General features: G+C 52.4%; 16 protein-coding genes. 9 read left to right on the top strand and 7 right to left on the bottom strand.

Features of this window, described 5'->3' with window-relative positions; genetic code table 11:
• The first annotated feature begins 388 nt into the window (after positions 1 to 388).
• The 3 genes from V0288_RS20795 (at position 389) to V0288_RS20785 (ending at position 3,268) form a co-directional block, all read left to right on the top strand.
• On the top strand, positions 389 to 961 hold the full coding sequence (locus tag V0288_RS20795) for a hypothetical protein (RefSeq protein WP_332867090.1): 573 nt from the start codon (positions 389 to 391) through the stop codon (positions 959 to 961).
• A gap of 85 nt (positions 962 to 1,046) precedes the next feature.
• The gene (locus tag V0288_RS20790; RefSeq protein WP_332867089.1) at positions 1,047 to 2,945 is read left to right on the top strand and encodes a M48 family metalloprotease; all 1,899 of its coding nucleotides are present in this window, start codon (positions 1,047 to 1,049) and stop codon (positions 2,943 to 2,945) included.
• Between the two features lie 134 nt (positions 2,946 to 3,079).
• Positions 3,080 to 3,268 carry a hypothetical protein gene (locus V0288_RS20785; RefSeq protein WP_332867088.1) on the top strand — a complete coding sequence of 63 codons (189 nt, stop codon included), beginning with the start codon at positions 3,080 to 3,082 and terminating at the stop codon, positions 3,266 to 3,268.
• Between the two features lie 95 nt (positions 3,269 to 3,363).
• On the opposite strand, the gene V0288_RS20780 is transcribed toward V0288_RS20785, so the two are convergent.
• From V0288_RS20780 to V0288_RS20765, 4 genes are all read right to left on the bottom strand, one after another.
• Positions 3,364 to 4,056 carry a GerMN domain-containing protein gene (locus V0288_RS20780; RefSeq protein ID WP_332867087.1) on the bottom strand — a complete coding sequence of 231 codons (693 nt, stop codon included), beginning with the start codon at positions 4,054 to 4,056 and terminating at the stop codon, positions 3,364 to 3,366.
• A 35-nt stretch (positions 4,057 to 4,091) separates the two neighbouring features.
• Positions 4,092 to 4,913: an LmeA family phospholipid-binding protein gene (locus V0288_RS20775; RefSeq protein ID WP_332867086.1), complete on the bottom strand. Its 822-nt coding sequence runs from the start codon at positions 4,911 to 4,913 to the stop codon at positions 4,092 to 4,094.
• A 124-nt stretch (positions 4,914 to 5,037) separates the two neighbouring features.
• Positions 5,038 to 5,175, bottom strand: coding sequence for a hypothetical protein (locus V0288_RS20770; RefSeq protein ID WP_332867085.1), 138 nt, complete (start codon positions 5,173 to 5,175; stop codon positions 5,038 to 5,040).
• Complete coding sequence (locus tag V0288_RS20765; protein WP_332867084.1) at positions 5,166 to 5,408, bottom strand: hypothetical protein; 243 nt, start codon at positions 5,406 to 5,408, stop codon at positions 5,166 to 5,168. The genes V0288_RS20770 and V0288_RS20765 overlap by 10 nt, the downstream gene beginning before the upstream one ends.
• A gap of 145 nt (positions 5,409 to 5,553) precedes the next feature.
• Here V0288_RS20765 and V0288_RS20760 point away from each other — a divergent pair, with 145 nt between their 5' ends.
• The 4 genes from V0288_RS20760 to nuoB all read left to right on the top strand — a co-directional run bounded on the left by V0288_RS20760 (position 5,554) and on the right by nuoB (position 10,673).
• The gene (locus V0288_RS20760; RefSeq protein ID WP_332867083.1) at positions 5,554 to 7,527 is read left to right on the top strand and encodes an NAD(P)/FAD-dependent oxidoreductase; all 1,974 of its coding nucleotides are present in this window, start codon (positions 5,554 to 5,556) and stop codon (positions 7,525 to 7,527) included.
• A 145-nt stretch (positions 7,528 to 7,672) separates the two neighbouring features.
• Positions 7,673 to 8,299, top strand: coding sequence for a dTMP kinase (gene tmk, locus V0288_RS20755; RefSeq protein ID WP_332867082.1), 627 nt, complete (start codon positions 7,673 to 7,675; stop codon positions 8,297 to 8,299).
• Between the two features lie 3 nt (positions 8,300 to 8,302).
• Positions 8,303 to 9,796 (top strand): thymidylate synthase, encoded by a 1,494-nt coding sequence (locus V0288_RS20750; protein WP_332867081.1) that lies wholly within the window; start codon positions 8,303 to 8,305, stop codon positions 9,794 to 9,796.
• Between the two features lie 127 nt (positions 9,797 to 9,923).
• Complete coding sequence (gene nuoB / locus V0288_RS20745; protein ID WP_332867080.1) at positions 9,924 to 10,673, top strand: NADH-quinone oxidoreductase subunit NuoB; 750 nt, start codon at positions 9,924 to 9,926, stop codon at positions 10,671 to 10,673.
• Positions 10,674 to 10,827: 154 nt separating this feature from the next.
• Here the strand turns inward: nuoB and V0288_RS20740 are convergent, their stop codons facing one another.
• Positions 10,828 to 11,724 (bottom strand): ferritin-like domain-containing protein, encoded by an 897-nt coding sequence (locus V0288_RS20740; protein WP_332867079.1) that lies wholly within the window; start codon positions 11,722 to 11,724, stop codon positions 10,828 to 10,830.
• Positions 11,725 to 11,802: 78 nt separating this feature from the next.
• On the opposite strand from V0288_RS20740, the gene V0288_RS20735 reads away from it, so the two are divergent.
• Complete coding sequence (locus V0288_RS20735; protein WP_332867078.1) at positions 11,803 to 13,347, top strand: gamma-glutamyltransferase; 1,545 nt, start codon at positions 11,803 to 11,805, stop codon at positions 13,345 to 13,347.
• Positions 13,348 to 13,479: 132 nt separating this feature from the next.
• Positions 13,480 to 15,102 (top strand): TolC family protein, encoded by a 1,623-nt coding sequence (locus V0288_RS20730; RefSeq protein ID WP_332867077.1) that lies wholly within the window; start codon positions 13,480 to 13,482, stop codon positions 15,100 to 15,102.
• A 135-nt stretch (positions 15,103 to 15,237) separates the two neighbouring features.
• Here the strand turns inward: V0288_RS20730 and V0288_RS20725 are convergent, their stop codons facing one another.
• Both V0288_RS20725 and V0288_RS20720 read right to left on the bottom strand, forming a co-directional pair.
• Positions 15,238 to 15,798 carry a type I restriction endonuclease subunit R gene (locus V0288_RS20725; protein ID WP_332867076.1) on the bottom strand — a complete coding sequence of 187 codons (561 nt, stop codon included), beginning with the start codon at positions 15,796 to 15,798 and terminating at the stop codon, positions 15,238 to 15,240.
• Between the two features lie 196 nt (positions 15,799 to 15,994).
• Positions 15,995 to 16,399, bottom strand: coding sequence for an NIL domain-containing protein (locus V0288_RS20720; RefSeq protein WP_332867075.1), 405 nt, complete (start codon positions 16,397 to 16,399; stop codon positions 15,995 to 15,997).
• Positions 16,400 to 16,435 lie beyond the last annotated feature (36 nt).

Below are 16,435 nucleotides of genomic sequence, written 5' to 3'. Positions count from 1 at the left end.
GGAGTCAGGAGTCAGGAGTCAGGAGTCAGGAGTCAGGAGTCAGGAGTCGGGAGTCAGGAGGAAGAATAAAGAATTTTATAGATAAGAATCACCAAGAATACCTATTTATCTCGTAAAAAAACCTGTTTTTAAGTTTTTTTAAACTGTCAAAAACGAATTGTGCGAGAGGTCAATTAGACCTCCGCTAAAAATCCGAATCTCTCGTCGAAACAAGATTCGAGAGGTGGGAGGCGGGAGAGAGGAGAAATGATCGAGAGTAAAGTAGTTAAAAAGCATCATAAAAACCTAATTTATCTGTTATAATAATATATTTAGGAACTTTTAGACTCTCCAGAACGAATCGAGCGAGAGGTCTGATGTAGGAGAGCGATCGAGCGGGGGAATCGACGTGAAAAGAAACGATCCGATCGGGAAATACTTCACTCTAGAAGAGTTCTGTACCTGCTCGAATACCTATCGGAAAAACGCCGATCGAATCGATCCCTACCCGAAAAACCCCGATTCGATCGAGGCACTGCGGGATCTCGCCCGATATCTCCTCGATCCGATCGTCGAATATTTCGGAAAAGAACGGTTTACTCTCACCTACGGCTTCTGTTCGGTGGATTTAAAGAGATTTCTCGCTCGAAAAGATCCGGAAACCGGCTTGAAAAACGGACGGGTCGATCCGTCGAGAGATCAGCATCTAGCGAACGAGATAGACGCGAAAGGTCGCTATTATTGCTCTAGACTCGGCGCTTCCTGCGATTTTCACATCAAAGATCTGTCTAGCGACGCGTTAGTGGATTGGATTCTCGATCGAGATTTACCCTTCGATTCCCTCTATTACTACGGTCGCGAGCGATCGATCCACCTCAGCCACGGGCCGCAACAGAAACGGGACATCTGGACGTTCACCCCCGCGGGAACCCCCACGCGCAAGGGAATCGAAAAATGGCGCGAACGAACGCGCTCTCATTAGCCCTCTCGCGGAATTCAAAAATTGTCGCGTGTTTCAGGAATCAGGACGGTTAAAGTAGAGGATGATAGCTCGATAATCGATCGATATGAACTCCGAAGCTCTAGCCTCTCTGGTCGGAAAATTGGAAATTCTCGCCCGAGAACGACCGAATCGCTACAAAATTCAAGTCGCTATTCTCGCTTTCCTCGGCTACGCCTATATTCTCCTCGTACTGGTGGCGTTAGCGATCCCGATCGCCCTATTAATCGCTCTCATCATCTACGGTCGGGTCATTAACGCCGCGATCGTGAAATTCATTCTGGTTCTGTCGATACCCGTTTTCCTGATCCTGCGATCGCTCTGGGACACGCTGACGATGAAATTCCCCCGGCCGAAAGGATTGGAGCTATCGCGCGCGGAAACCCCCCGATTGTTCGAGGCGATCGATCGGGTGAAAGTTTCCCTGCGATGTCCCCCTGTCGATCGTGTCCTGCTGACGGGGGATTACAACGCCGCGATCGTGCAGATCCCTCGGTTGGGGCTTCTCGGATGGGAGGAGAATTATCTATTAATCGGGCTTCCTCTCCTGCAATCGTTAACCGTTCGCGAATTTACCTCGGTTCTCGCCCACGAATTCGGTCATTTATCGGGAAATCACGGGCGTTTTCAGGGTTGGATCTATCGACTCCGCCGAACTTGGGCGTTATTGTTCGATCGGATGGCCGGTGGACGGGGACAGGGATCGAACGCGCTATTCGAGCGTTTTTTTGCCTGGTATATTCCCTTTTTTAGCGCCTATTCTTTCGTTCTCGCCAGGGCGGACGAATACGAGGCCGATCGCTGTGCCGTATCTATCGCGGGCCGCGATGCCACCACCTCCGCGCTGATCGAGGTGAACGTCCGCTCGCGTCGGGCCGATAACGACTTCTGGAAACCGCTCTATCAAAGGGTTATCGAGGAGGCCGACCCGCCGCGTCAACCCTTTACCGATTTGGGAAACTTCCTCCGGACGGAGATCCCGCCGGAACGGGCGCGGGAGTTGCTCGAACAGGCGCTCGCCCTGCCGACGGATCTCGCGGATACCCATCCCTGCCTGAGCGATCGACTGCGGGCGATCGGCTGTAATCTGGAGACCATTCCTACTTTTCTCTTTCCCACGGGGGAAAACGCCGCGGATTACCTATTAGGTGACTTTTTACCGAGTTCGATCGAGCGGTTAAACGAGGACTGGCAGACCGCGATCTCGTTCCGCTGGAAGGAGGAACACGCGCGCTCGCGGGAGGTGTTACGGCGATTGGAAGAACTCGATCGACAATCGGCGTATCGAACCCTTTTAATCGAGGAAGCGTGGGAACGGGCGAGTTTAACGGGACAGATCCGCGGGGACGAAAGCGCGCTCCCGTTATTGCGCTCTCTCCTGCAACGCGATCCGGGACACGTCGGCGCGAATTTTCTCCTCGGTCAGATCCTCCTGTCGCGGGGGGATGTCACGGGAATCGAGTATTTAGAGAGCGCGATGGCGAAAAATCCGGCGATCGTGATCGAGGGATGTCAGATCCTCGCCAATTTTTTCTACGAACGGGGAAATATGGACGAAGTACACCGTTATCGAGAACGGGCGGAAATTCACTACGGCGCGCTACAACGGGCGAACGCGGAACGGGCGAACGTCACGGCGAACGATCGATTTCTACCCCACGATCTCTCGATCGAGACGGTAAACGCCCTCTGTCGTCAATTATCCACCCACCCGGAAATTCGCGCCGCCTATCTCGTTCGGAAAGCGGTGGAAACCTTCCCGGAGATGCCGTTTTACGTTCTGGGGATCGTCCGTCACCGGGGCGCGTTCGAGTGGAATGGCGGGGCGCCGGACATCGGTTTAGTCAAGCGACTCGCGGAAACCCTGCAATGTCCGGGGCAAACCTGGATCGTCCTTCTCAATTCCTCGAACCGTCGTCTCGCTCGATCGTTACGAGATGTTAACAATTCGGCGATTTATTCTTAAGATTTTCTTTCGTTACCCGGTTCTCGCCAGATTCGAGAGAATCTTCTATAATATGTCTTATCTCTTTAGATAGATGTTTTTTCGATAATATCTCGATTAATCCTGATTTTTCTAAATTTTTAGACAAGCCTTTTATGAATACTATCAAACAAACGATCGAGTCGATCCTGAATCAATTACCCGAGGACTGCTCGATCGAGGATATTCAATATCATCTGTACGTGTTAGAAAAAGTAAGTCAGAGCTTGGCTCGTTCTGGCGAGGAATACCCGCGCCCGCAGGAGGAAGTGGAAGGGCTGTTAAATAAATGGCTGATCGAGTGAGATGGGGAGATGGGGGAGATTACAAAGATAATTAATCTCCTGCCTCCTGCCTCCTGCCTCCTGACTCCTGCCTCCTGCCTCCTGACTCCTTTCGCTTAATTTCCCGATAATTGATAATTTTGCTCGAAAAACGCGCGGGTCATCGGTTGGGCTACCTCTAGTCCCTCGCCCTCGCCGAGTAATTCGAGGGGCTGTCCTTCCACTTGAATCCAGACGGAAGCTTTCGGATCGAGACTGGTGGCGGTGTAGAGGACTTGCGCGAGACGACCGATCAGTGAATCGGCCCCCTCGTTCGCGGTAAACTCCCGCGACAGGTTGAGCCGGATGCCTTTTTTATCCTGTTTTAAACTCAACAGTTTCGTCCCCGCGGGGATAGTAGTAGTATCGCCCGCGTCGATCGGGCCGGCGAGAAGGGACTGAAACAAACTCTCTAATTCTTTGTCCTTGTCGGCCGATTTCCGGATCTCGATCGAGCGGGGGACTAATTCGCTCCCGGTGTCGGTCACTTTCAGCCAGTAGATCGATCGGGTTTCGGTGGCGGGTTCGACCGCGACCGGGGACGGGGAAGCGGTAACGGTGGGAGTCGGTTCGATCGAGGGGGACGGGATGACGGGGGACGCTTCGATCGTCGGGGACTCGATCGGGGACGGGGAAGGGGTTACGGCCTGTCGCGAGGCCAATTTACTCACCGTGAACCACGCGGCCGCCCCGCCAGTAATGAAGAGGGCGATGCCGACACCGATGACCGGACCGAGCGGAAAAGAATTATTTGAACGGGAGGGAGGCATGATTCACCCCTGAACTATCCACTGTTGTTAGACCCTTACCGTTGACTCGTGTTCCCCGATCGGGGGTCTAATCGAGCGAAGACGGCTACCTGTAGCTTATCACCGTCGATCTGAAATTGGAGTAGACGAGCGAAGATCCCTTCTTTGGCTAGAGCGTTCGCGTCGAGACGTTCGGCGATCCCGTCGGCGAATCCCCGGAGAATCCGGCCCGAGAGTCGGCGACCGTTCAGCGTTCCCGACGGGTCGAGCAATTCTAGTTTCCGTCCGTCGATTACCTTCAAACCCACTTCGAGCGCGAGATCGATCGGTTCGCTAACTTGTCCGTCACGGATCGATCGAACCTCGATCGTCGTGGCTACCCGATTATTCTCTAGGAAGTCAACCCGCGCGCTTTGCAGTTGGAAGGATTGATTTCCCGTCTCCTCGCGTCGGGGAACGGCCCGATCGATAACCGCCTGAACCCGCGCTTTAATTTCGGGGGATTGTAAGGCTTTATTGATATCTTCCTCGGTTAAAACGAGGCGTAAGGCTCCCGACGCGGGTTTACGGAGCGCTTCGTTTAGTTTCGCTTTTTTCTGTTGTAATTTTCCGATATCCACGCTCAGGGGGTCGGTTTCCAGATCGATCGCCTCGACGCGGAACCCCTCCACGGGATACAATCCCCGGCCGGCGACGCGAACCCGATCGACCTTTCCCTGTAGAGCCTGATAGCTGGGCGTATTATCCACCCGTACCGATAATTGTTCTACCTTGTTCACCCGCGCGCGGATGGAGTTCGCCAGGACGCTATCGAGTATCGCGCCCGCGGGAACGAGAAGGGTGAGTAAACTAGAGAGGGCGATCGTGAACCATTCCATAGGCTTTAGGAGTCGGGGGATGGGGAGATGGGGAGGTAGGGAGATGGGTGGATGGGGAGATAGGGGGGATGGGGAAAAAGCTGTTAGCGGTCAGCGGTCAGCTAGATCTCTCTTTAGATAGTAGCTAAAGCTGAAAAACTCGCTCTTTGAAAGCCTCCTGTCTCCTGTCTCCTGTCTCCTGACTCCTGACTCCCGCCTCCTGCCTCCTACCTCCTGACTCCTGACTCCCGCCTCCTGACTCCTGCCTCCCCCTCACACCCACTCCGATAGATTCTCCCAGGCGCGGGTGAGTAGTTTACTCAACCAACGGCGCTGGACTCGATCGAGTACGGGGTCTTCCTGGAGGATTTCTTCGGTGAGGTCGTCGAGCGATCGACCCTGCGATCGGGCCATTTTAATAATTCCGGCGATCACCGCGGCGATCATCTCCTCGTCAACCGGGCGCTGACGGAGGGCGGCGATTTCTTCGGGCGTGGTCGGGATAGGATATTTCATAGGGATATGAGGATAATCGTATTTTTGTTAAATGTAAAGTTTTTTTAAATTTCTCTCAGAATTATGGTATCGAGTAGTTTAACGTACTTCGTCGGCTTTTGACCCCGTATTATTCGGTATTTACATCGATAAGCGAAACAACAAAATGAGAGAGATCCTTTACAGAGAAGTTCCTACCCCGGACACGGATACCGTTCGTCGCTGGTTACAGGAGAACTGGGAACCCCCCGTCGGCGAGAAAATCCCCTCGTCTAGCGGGGTGAGAGTGAAATTACCCGAGGGCGAAGCGACGGAACTCTCGATTTTTGTCTGGAATTTGCAGGGAACCACGTATTTAAAGGTTTTCCGGTGGGGACAGCGCCCCCATCCGCAAGAAGACCGAATCGCCCGACACCTCGATCGAGATATCAGAGAGGATTTCCCGCCGCGGTATCCCACGATACCGGAAATCGATTTTTCTGCAACCTCCATTTTCGAGGCTTTAGAACCGTACTACCCGAAAACGGTTCATTTCTTTCGGAAAATGCCCAAGGGCGAACTCGATCTCCAGCGTTTATATTGGTGGGAAAAACGCTGGCGGGAGAGCGCGAGAAACCCGTTACAGCCGAAATCGGTACTGTTCCCAAACTCTTCCGCGGGAGAAAACCCAGAATACGATCTGATCTATATCGGGGGCGCGTTGGGGGCGATTCACGCCGCGTCGATGGCGTTACTGGGTTATCGCGTGTTATTGGTGGAAAGATTACCCTTCGGACGGATGAATCGGGAGTGGAATATCTCTCGATCGGAATTTCAACACGCGATCGATCTGGGGCTTTTTACCGCGGAAGAGTTCGAGGGGTTAATCTTCAAAGAATATATTGACGGTTACAGCAAATTCTACGATGGCAGTATTCCCGACTCTCTAAAAGCCGAGATCCTGCACACCCCGACGGTGTTAAATATCGCGATTAATTCCGATAAGTTATTACAATCCTGCGGGGAAAAAATCAAGGCGCGGGGGGGTGAAATTCTCGACGAAACCGAGTTCGATCGAGCGGATATCGACGCGAACGGGGTAACGGTGACGGTAAAACATTTACCCTCGGGAGAAATTCGACAGGTACGCGGACGGTTATTAATCGACGCGATGGGAACGGCATCGCCGATCGCCTGGCAGTTGAACGGGGCGCGCGCTTTCGATAGTGTTTGTCCCACGGTGGGCGCGGTGGTGGAAGGGTTCGATCGAGCGGTTTGGGATAATCATTACGGCGATGTGTTGAACTCTCACGGCGACATTTCTAAGGGGAGACAATTAATCTGGGAATTGTTTCCCGGTGAGGGTGACGAGTTGACTTTTTACCTGTTTCATTACCATCAGGTACACCCGGAAAATCCCGGCTCTCTGTTGGAAATGTACGAGGATTTCTTTACCATCCTGCCGGAATACCGACGCTGTGATATGGAAGAATTAATCTGGAAAAAACCGACGTTCGGTTATATTCCGGGACATTTCAGTACGGGAAAACGGGATCGAGTGGTGGCGTTCGATCGGGTTCTCTCGATCGGTGACGCGGCCTCGTTACAATCGCCGCTTATTTTCACCGGTTTCGGTTTTCTAGTGCGGAATTTAAAACGGTTAACGGAACTCGTGGATACCGCGCTGAAACACGATTTATTAACCGCGGAAGATCTCGCCAGTGTCCGCGCCTATCAGAGTAATGTGGCGGTAACGTGGCTATTTTCTAAAGGGATGATGGTTCCCACCGGACGAACGTTACCCCCCGAGAGAATTAACGCAATGTTGAATACATTTTTCGGGTTGTTAGCCGATGAACCGCCGGAAGTCGCGGATACTTTTATTAAAGATCGTACCGATTGGATGACGTTTAGCCGGTTAGCGATCAAAGCGGCGCGGAAAAACCCGGCGTTACTTTTTTGGATCTGGGAAATGGCGGGTAGTCGCGATCTGATCCGTTGGTTGGGATCGTATGCCGATTTCAGTCTCGACGCGGTAAAAAATTTATTGTTAAGTTCTTGGTTCCCGCGTTGGTTGAAAGAGTCTCGATCGTGGTTGGAACGTGATTACCCGCGGCTTTGGCTGAAGTTATTAAGTTTTCAATATAGTTTGAGGGGGTAATCGAGCGATATTTTCTCGTGGTTCTCGTGGAACGCAATGAAACCCGACACCCCCGAGAGTCACGAGAATCCCCTGTAAAAAACTACCGTAGAAACCCAACACCCTCGCAATTCACGACTATCCCACCCATCATTTTTTTACCTCGATGCGCGATCATTTATTCATTGTTCTAGAAGGAATTGACGGTTCCGGAACCACTACCCAAGCGACACTTTTACAGGAATATTTTATCGCGCGGGGAGAGAGAGCGGTGATTAGTCCGGAACCGACGGATGGGGCGATCGGTCGTTTGATTCGGGAGGCGATGCAGAAAGATTTACTCCCGATCGCGGATAAAGATAGATTCGATGAACAGATGGCCTATCTATTCGCCGCCGATCGCCATTATCATTTATATAACGATCGAGATGGCGTTTTTAAACTCATCCATCAAGAGAAAACCCATGTGATCAGTACCCGCTACTATTTTTCCTCTCTGGCGTATAACTGCAACACTCCCGAAGAATTCGCCTTCGTCCGTCAGTTAAATCACCGTTTTCCCGCTCCCGATCTGGTGGTTTATCTCGATATTTCCCCCGATATTTCCTTACAGCGAATTCAACATCGAGCCATTAGTGAAGTGTACGAGAAACAAGAAAAACTAATTAAGGTTCGAGAAAACTTTCAGAATATCTTTAAAGAGTATAAAGAAAATTGTTTGCAATTGGACGCTCGTGATACAATAGAGAATCTACACGCTACAATTATTGGTTGTCTAGAAAAGAACCGGTAAATCATGTCGATCGCCCAAGCTTCCCCGCGGTTCCAATATATCCCCCACTACAAACCGAATCAGTTACTCTGTGGCTACGGACAAACCGCGATTATCACCGGATGGACGGTGAAACAGTCGATCGCCAAACGGTTAGAAATCGAAGAATACGCGGTGATCGGCAATCTCTACAGCGCCACGCGGGGAATTAGCCCGTTACTGAGAAATTTAATCGCCAATCCTCACGTTCGATTCCTGGTGATTTTAAACGCGACGAAAGAGGATAGAAATTCTGGTAGCGGGGAATGTTTACGGGACTTTTTTATGAAGGGATTCACGTTAGGAAAAAGTGATACTGGACGGGACGCGTGGATCGTGAATTCCCCAGTTACGGGTTATATCGACATCGAAATTGACGGGGAAGTTTTAGAGAAGTTGCGACAGTCGATCGAGGTGCGGGACGCGCGATCGATCGAGGAAACCGTTCAAACCGTCAAATCCTTCTATCAACGGCAACCAGTAGAAGCGTGGGGAGAAGCGTTAACCTTCCCGGTTTTGGAAACCATGCCCTCGATTTTACCCGGTACGAGATACGGGCATCGCATCGAGGGAAAAAACATCGCCGAAACCTGGGTAAAAATCTTACATCGTATTAAAACCACGGGAACGATTCGACCGACGGGATACGATGGAAAATGGCAAGAATTGATCGATTTAATGGCGGTAGTTACCGACGAACCCGCGGATTTTTACTTTCCCGAACCGAATTATCTACCCATCGATCGAGCGTTTATCGAGGAATATATCTCGCAAATTCTCGATGATTCTCCCTACACCGAAGGCGTAAAATATACCTACGGGCAACGTTTGCGATCGTGGTTCGGACGCGATCAGATCGAACAGGTTATCGCGAAATTAATCGGCGAGATCGACGCGGCAAGCGGGGTAATGTCCCTGTGGGACGTTAAAGATCACGAGAAGGGAGGGAGTCCCTGTTTAAATCATATTTGGGTGAGAGTGGTAGATAATGAATTATCTCTCACCGCGGTTTTACGGAGTAACGATATGTTCGCCGCGTGGCCCGCGAACGCGATGGGACTGCGCGCGTTACAACAACATATCCGCGATGCGATCGCCGATCGCTCCGAGTATAATCTAACGATGGGGCCATTAATTACCCTCAGCCAATCCGCGCACATCTACGATGATACCTGGGAGAATGTCGATAAATTAATCGCCAATCAATACGAAAGAATTATTAACCAGCGGGATTTCTACGATCCGTCGGGTAATTTTTTAATCGAAATAGAAGCGGGGCAGATCGTCATCCAACAAACTACTCCCGGCAGTGGCGAAGTAGTAGCCTGTTACACCGGCAAAAATCCCCTAAAAATCATCCGAGAAATTTGTACCGCTTCCCCGGCAATTATTCCCGAACATATCGGATATCTAGGTATCGAATTACAGAAAGCTTACGATTGTTTGAAAGGCGATCGAGCCTATATTCAAGATCGATAATATCTAGATACGGTGGAAACGATCGAAACCGATCGAACCTTCGATTCGGGAAATCGTTCCCGCGGGAGGAGGACACGGGAAACGAGAAAGTCTAGGGTAAGAGAAACGATCGACACTGGAGGTAGTGATGCGCTCGATCGAGTTTAATTCCGACCCCGATACAGATACCGAAAAAATTCTCTCCCCGATCGATCGCTACGCGGTCACGGAACAACTCTCGGAAAATATTATCCTCACCACGTTAGACGATCTGTACGATTGGGCGCGGCTTTCCAGTTTGTGGCCGCTATTGTACGGGACGGCCTGCTGTTTTATCGAATTCGCCGCCATGATCGGTTCGCGATTCGATTTCGATCGATTCGGACTCATTCCCCGCGCCGCACCCCGACAAGCGGACGTGATTATTCTCGCGGGAACCTTGAACATGAAAATGTCCCAGGCAACCCTACGATTGTACGAAGAAATGCCGGAACCGAAATACGTGATCGCGATGGGCGCGTGTATGATTACCGGGGGAATGTTCAGCGCCGATTCTCCCACCGCGGTTCGCGGTGCGGATAAACTATTACCGATCGATGTCTATATCCCCGGCTGTCCCCCGCGTCCGGAAGCGATTATGGACGGTATCATTAAACTCCGCAAAAAAATCGCCAACGAATCGATCCAACAACGCGGACAGATCCAACAAACCCACCGCTATTACAGCACCACCCACGAGATGAAACCCGCCAAACCGATTCACACGGGTAACTATGTTCTCTCCGAATCGCGAAACCGACCCCCGGCGGAGTTAATTGAGGCGATGGGTATGCCGATCCCGCCCGCATTACAAACCGTAGCGGAGGAAAGGGAAGAAATCCGGGAAATCGAAATATAGAACAGAATCGCTTTATTAAAATTTTTGGGAGTTTTTTCAGGGTTGAAAAGCTCGATCGCTGTACCCAGTAGATTCTAGAAAATCAGTTACCCGCGGGATTCATTCCTCTATAAAAATAGAAAGGCGATCGATCGATCGCCTTAAGGATTATCCATTAATTATTCGCCTTTTCTTTTTCCTTCAATCCTTCCGTCGAGTTAAAGAACATGGGAATAAAGCGATCGATAAACATTTTCGGATCGCGATCCCAGGCTTTTTTCGCCGCCTCGACGCGGAAAAGTTGCAGTTTCGGATCGAGCAGAGTTCCCGGTAAACGTTCCATCAGATAGGCCGGACGTTCCCAGACGGGCAGTGTCCCGACGATCTCCAGCAGTTTACTCACGCGACGCAATTCCGCGCCCATCGTGATATCCATCCCCGACTCGTAGGCGGCCTGTTCGATCGCGGCGTATTTTTGTTTCGCCCGATCGACTTTCGCCTTGTGTTCCGGGCTTTTTTTGGCGATCTCCGCTAACCAACGATTCCCCCAACGGACGTGTCCGGCCTCTTCCGGGAAAATCCGCTCGATCGTTTCCCGAATTTGAATATTCTCCTCGGTTTGTTCCCCTTCTTTCAGCGCTTGAATGTGGGCCGAGAAATATTCACAGCCGCGCTTTTCGGTGACATTAATCGCCGCTAGAGCGGAAATAATGCCATCCTCGCGCTGTTCCTCGGTTTGGAAGTGATCCTGATCGAGAAGACGCTCGAATTCGTCAATATACGAGAGTCCGGGAGGGGTTCCCACGTCCGCGCCCAATTCGAGGAGAAGATCGGTTAACCAGTAGGCGTGGCGAGCCTCGTCGGCAATATGATGGGAGAGATCCCGGATTAATTCCTTGGGTTTTCCGTCCAGTTTCTCGATCAGTTCGGTAAGATCTTTACAGCTACGTTGTTCGTTGTAGCGGTAACGGTTGAGGGTGACGAGATGGATCTCGCGATCGGTGATGACGCGCTTCATGATGTCGCGGGCGCTCATCGCGTTCTTGAATTTGCGGGGGTATGCAACGGTCATGATCTTTGCTCTCGTTCGCTTTGTAACGTTTTGTAACGCTCTTTCTGTATTCTAGTCACAAATTTTCGACACCGAACCATGAAGGATAAAATCACCGGGGCGATCGCGGCGGGACACCCGAAAACCGTCGAGGCGGGAAAATGGATGTTCGAGATGGGGGGAAACGCGTTCGACGCGATCGTGGCCGCGACGTTGGCGGCTTTCGTGGTCGAGTTCACGCTATCCTCGGCCGGAGGGGGCGGCTTCCTGCTGGCGCGAACGCGGGAGAGGGAGAATTTCCTGTTCGATTTTTTCTGTCAGACCCCGCGGGCGAGAAAAGGTGTCTCGGAAATCGATTTTTACCCGGTCTCGATTCATTTCGGCGGGGGAATTCAGGATTTCCATATCGGTCGGGGATCGATCGCCACGCCGGGAGCTTTGTTAGGCTTGCGGGAAGTACAGAAAAAACTCGGCCGGCTACCGTTTTCCGTGCTGGCCGAACCCGCTATCGAATACGCTCGAAACGGCTTTATTTTCACTCGATATAACGCGTTCTGCTGTAAACTGCTCGAACCGATTCTCTGGCGCGATCCGGAGGGGATCAAATTCTACGCGCCGGGTGGGAAATTATTACAGGAGGGCGATCGATGCGTGATGACGGATTTCGCCAATACTCTAGAGTATTTAAGTACCTCGGGAATCGAGGATTTCTATCGCGGGGAGATCGCGCGCTGTATCGCCAAGGATCTGAGCGAGGGGGGCTATCTTACCCTAGAAGATCTCGCGGGATATCGATCGATCGTCCGCGCGCCCCTGAAAACCACCTATCGCGGTTACGAGATCCTGACCAACCCGCCACCGAGTTCGGGGGGAATTTTAATCGCGTTCGCCTTGAAATTGTTAGAAAGGTACGATTTGAGCGAGATTCCCCCATTCGGGCGGGAACACTGGGAAATTTTAACGGAAGTGATGGCCGTAACCAATCGGGCGCGGGCGGAGGGCTACGATCGCCATATCCATCGCGAGGGGATCGATCGGGAATTTCTCGCCCCGGAATTTATCGAAACCTACGCCAACAAGCGGGGCAGTACCACCCACATTAGCGTCCTCGATAGCGAGGGCAACGCGGCGAGCGCGACATTTTCCAACGGGGAAGGTTCCGCCTATACCGTCCCCGGCACCGGGATCACGTTAAATAATATGCTGGGAGAGGCCGACTTAAACCCCCTCGGTTTCCATCACTGGCCGCTCGATCGGCGGATGTCCTCGATGATGTCGCCGACGATCCTTCTCGAAAACGGCGAACCGAGATTCGTGCTGGGATCGGGAGGCTCGAACCGGATTCGCACGGCGATTTTCCAGGTGATCTCCCATCTGGTCGATTTCCGGCGATCGATCGATCTCGCCGTCAACCATCCCCGGATTCACTGGGAAAACGGCGAACTCTGCATCGAACCCTTCGAGGGACGGGAAGAAATCCTGGAAACGGCCATTTTTCCCGACGGAACAAAAGTCGTCCGGTGGGAAGAACCGAGTATGTTTTTCGGGGGAGTTCACGCGGTCGGCATCCTACCATCGGGTGAGTTTACCGCGACGGGCGATCCGCGTCGAGATGGAGTAGGATTAGTGATGAGTAATCCCTAATGGGTCACTGTAATCACCACTCTCCCCTCGCCACGATCGCCGTCGGCGCGCCGCGGGCGCTCGACCCCTTGTTTGTCGTGTTAAAAACCGAAACTTAGTATCGAAGTCTATTTATATCATTGAGTACAGCCAATGTTGATCTCGCGTCATCTTGTCACCTCGTGCGCGGTGCTGGGTTTGTTAGTGGTCGGGGAGCGGGTTGTCACGGCTCAAACCCACACGGCGAAGGATTTACTAGAGAGTCCGCGCGTCTCCTCCCGTCCCGTCTCTCAAGTTCCCGGCCAACCTCTGCCGAACGGAACCCGGGCGCCTTCCCCGTTACCCTCGACCCCGAGCGATAGTAACCCTCCCGTCCAACCCTCCCCCGGGGTAACTCCCACGGAGAGCGCCCCCGTCCCCGATGCCTCGGCCCCGAATTATCTGAATCCGAGCGGCAATCCCCTGATTTTTCCCACCAATCCGGACGAGGTAAATATTCGCGTCGTGCAACCGATCACTCTCAATCAGGCGATCGAGTTAGCCCTGCGGAACAATAAAGATATTCAAACGGCGCGCACCGATCTGGAGATCGCCCGCGCCCAATTAGCCGAGGCCCAGGCGGATTTACTGCCCACGGGGACGGCGGAAACCAGCCTCACACAAGATCAGTCCGCCGCGGCCCGACGACAGAACGATTTAGCCCGTCAACAGGGATTACCGGGCAACGCCGCCATCGATTCGACGAATTTCACCGGTAACGTACAGATCACTTACGGGGTCTATACCGGAGGGCAACGGGCGGCCAATATCCGCCGGGCCGAGGCGGAGATCCGGCGGCGGCAGTTAGAGGTGGAACGGGTCTCGGAAGAAACCCGGTTTAACGCGACGGACGCGTACTACGAATTACAGAGGAGGGACGCGCAGGTAGCGATCGCTCAAGCCTCGATCGAGGACGCGAGCCAGAGTTTACGGGACGCGCAGTTATTGGAACAGGCGGGATTGGGGACGCGGTTCGCGGTTCTCCAGGCGGAAGTGGACCTAGCCACGGCGAACCAGGATCTGACCCGCGCGATCGCCGACCAACGCATCGCCCGGCGACAACTGGCGCAGATTTTGAGTATCGGTCAACACGTCGAGTTGACGGCCGCGGACGAGATCCGCGAGGCGGGAACCTGGGGGCTAACCCTGAACGATAGTATCGTCCTGGCCTACAAAAACCGCGCCGAGTTGGAGGAACAACTGCTACAACGCGAAATTAGCGAACAGGATCGCCAGATCGCCATCTCGGACGTGATCCCGAAAGTGGATCTGGTCGGGCAAGCGCTTTTTATCGACGATTTGCAAGATAGCGCCGCGCTCTCGACCGGTTTTAACGTGGGAGCCCGGGTTCGCTGGACGTTTTTCGACGGGGGACGGGCTTTCGCTCGCGCGAGACAGGCGGAACGGAATATCGATCGGGCCGATACGGAATTCGCCCGCCGTCGCGACGAGATCCGCCGTCAGGTAGAGGAATCTTATTACAATCTGATCGCGAACCAGGAGAATATCCGTACCGCCCAATTGAGTATTACCTCGGCGACGGAGAGTTTACGACTGGCGCGGTTACGGTTCCAGGCCGGGGTGGGAACCCAGACGGACGTGATTAACTCCCAGAGGGATCTGACCGACGCGAGAAGTCGTTATTTACAGGCGATCGTCGATTACAATCGATCGCTTAACAGTCTCCAGCGATCGATCAGCAATCTCCCGAATAATCGTCTGTTCCAGGTTCAATGATTTCCGGGGTTCGGCGATCGGGGGGAGAGAGTTTTTTTCTCCCCTCGATCGATCGTGGATGGAAGGTTCGGACTGTCGGGAAGGGAATGCGATCGCTGTACCCTTTTCCCAAAATTATGAACCTTGGAAAAAAAATTAATGAGTTTCTAAAATAACCATCCCGATTCGTTTGAGAATTTTTAAAACTTCGTGTAGTTGATTTTGCAAGGGTAGCGGCGAGAATACGGGGGAAATATCGTATCGGGACGGGTTCGATCGAGCGAGTTTGAGAAATTGAAAACCGTCGCCGTTTATCACCATCCCGAAGACCGGTTTTTCCGGGTGCGGACTCCCCATCATGTAGGCTAACGTTTGCGGGAGCGCGGTATTTAAAGCGACGCTCGATCGCTTGGATTCTAGCAGGAGTACCCAGAACCGATCCTGTAGGACTAATACATCGATCCTACCCCGTAATCTCTCCTCGTTTTCCCCCTCCACTTCAATTTCTAAAAAAGCCTCTCCCCGTATCCGGTAAGGAGGATCGTAAAATCCCGCTTTTTCTAATAACGGCGCGCCGAGGAGAAGGGTAACGGTTCCCTCGGTGAAACTTCCCGACGAGAGATGATAGAGATAGCGACGGCGGATAATCTCTAAAGCTTCAATTTCCGTCGGATTAATTTCGGGTAAATTCTCATGCCATTCCGTAAAAAATGTCACCGAATCACTTCGCCGTAAAGAGAACCGCGACTCGACATCGGCGAATGTTTTAATGACTTCTGTTACCGCTTGAATCATCTGGAAATTAGCTATTAATCACGATGAATAATCCGGTGTCGGGAATTCATTCGGTGTATCTCGTTTCGTTGCCGCGCCCTACGGGAATGGCTAGAATCGATGTTTAATCGAACCGATTCTATAAATTCGTCGAGATCGCGACCACGGGACAGGTGGGGATACACTGTTCGCAGACCACGCAACGCGAGCGTAGGAATTTGAGGCGGAAACTTTCCGGATCGAGGGTGAGCGCTTCCGTGGGGCAGACTCCCGTACAGAGACCGCAATCGACACATTTTTCCTCGTCGATAACGATCTCGCGACTGGCTAGGGAAACGTTAATATTCTGAAGACCCAACCACTCGATCGCCGCCTCCAATTCATCGATATCCCCCGATAATTCTAAGACTAAAGTTCCCACTTGATTGGGCGCGACCTGGGCGCGGATAATATTGGCCGCGACGTTGAAATCCTTGGCCAGTCGGTAGGTGACGGGCATATGGACGGTTTTTCTCGGAAAAGTCAGGGTGACGCGTTTTTTCATGAAGCGATCGATCGAATCGTTACAATAGGACAGAAT

The organism is Pannus brasiliensis CCIBt3594, from assembly GCF_036688125.1.
Classification (GTDB): domain Bacteria; phylum Cyanobacteriota; class Cyanobacteriia; order Cyanobacteriales; family Microcystaceae; genus Pannus; species Pannus brasiliensis.
The sequence above is the reverse complement of the archived record's forward strand: the minus strand, read 5'-3'. Positions and strand labels throughout refer to the sequence as shown.

Coding starts and splice junctions, on each gene's coding strand:
- V0288_RS20720 (WP_332867075.1), bottom strand. CDS start 16,399: ATGAAAAAACGCGTCACCCTGACTTTTCCGAGAAAAACCGTCCATATG.
- V0288_RS20780 (WP_332867087.1), bottom strand. CDS start 4,056: ATGCCTCCCTCCCGTTCAAATAATTCTTTTCCGCTCGGTCCGGTCATC.
- V0288_RS20765 (WP_332867084.1), bottom strand. CDS start 5,408: ATGAAATATCCTATCCCGACCACGCCCGAAGAAATCGCCGCCCTCCGT.
- V0288_RS20740 (WP_332867079.1), bottom strand. CDS start 11,724: ATGACCGTTGCATACCCCCGCAAATTCAAGAACGCGATGAGCGCCCGC.
- V0288_RS20760 (WP_332867083.1), top strand. CDS start 5,554: ATGAGAGAGATCCTTTACAGAGAAGTTCCTACCCCGGACACGGATACC.
- V0288_RS20790 (WP_332867089.1), top strand. CDS start 1,047: ATGAACTCCGAAGCTCTAGCCTCTCTGGTCGGAAAATTGGAAATTCTC.
- V0288_RS20750 (WP_332867081.1), top strand. CDS start 8,303: ATGTCGATCGCCCAAGCTTCCCCGCGGTTCCAATATATCCCCCACTAC.
- V0288_RS20730 (WP_332867077.1), top strand. CDS start 13,480: ATGTTGATCTCGCGTCATCTTGTCACCTCGTGCGCGGTGCTGGGTTTG.
- V0288_RS20775 (WP_332867086.1), bottom strand. CDS start 4,913: ATGGAATGGTTCACGATCGCCCTCTCTAGTTTACTCACCCTTCTCGTT.
- V0288_RS20735 (WP_332867078.1), top strand. CDS start 11,803: ATGAAGGATAAAATCACCGGGGCGATCGCGGCGGGACACCCGAAAACC.
- V0288_RS20785 (WP_332867088.1), top strand. CDS start 3,080: ATGAATACTATCAAACAAACGATCGAGTCGATCCTGAATCAATTACCC.
- nuoB (WP_332867080.1), top strand. CDS start 9,924: ATGCGCTCGATCGAGTTTAATTCCGACCCCGATACAGATACCGAAAAA.
- tmk (WP_332867082.1), top strand. CDS start 7,673: ATGCGCGATCATTTATTCATTGTTCTAGAAGGAATTGACGGTTCCGGA.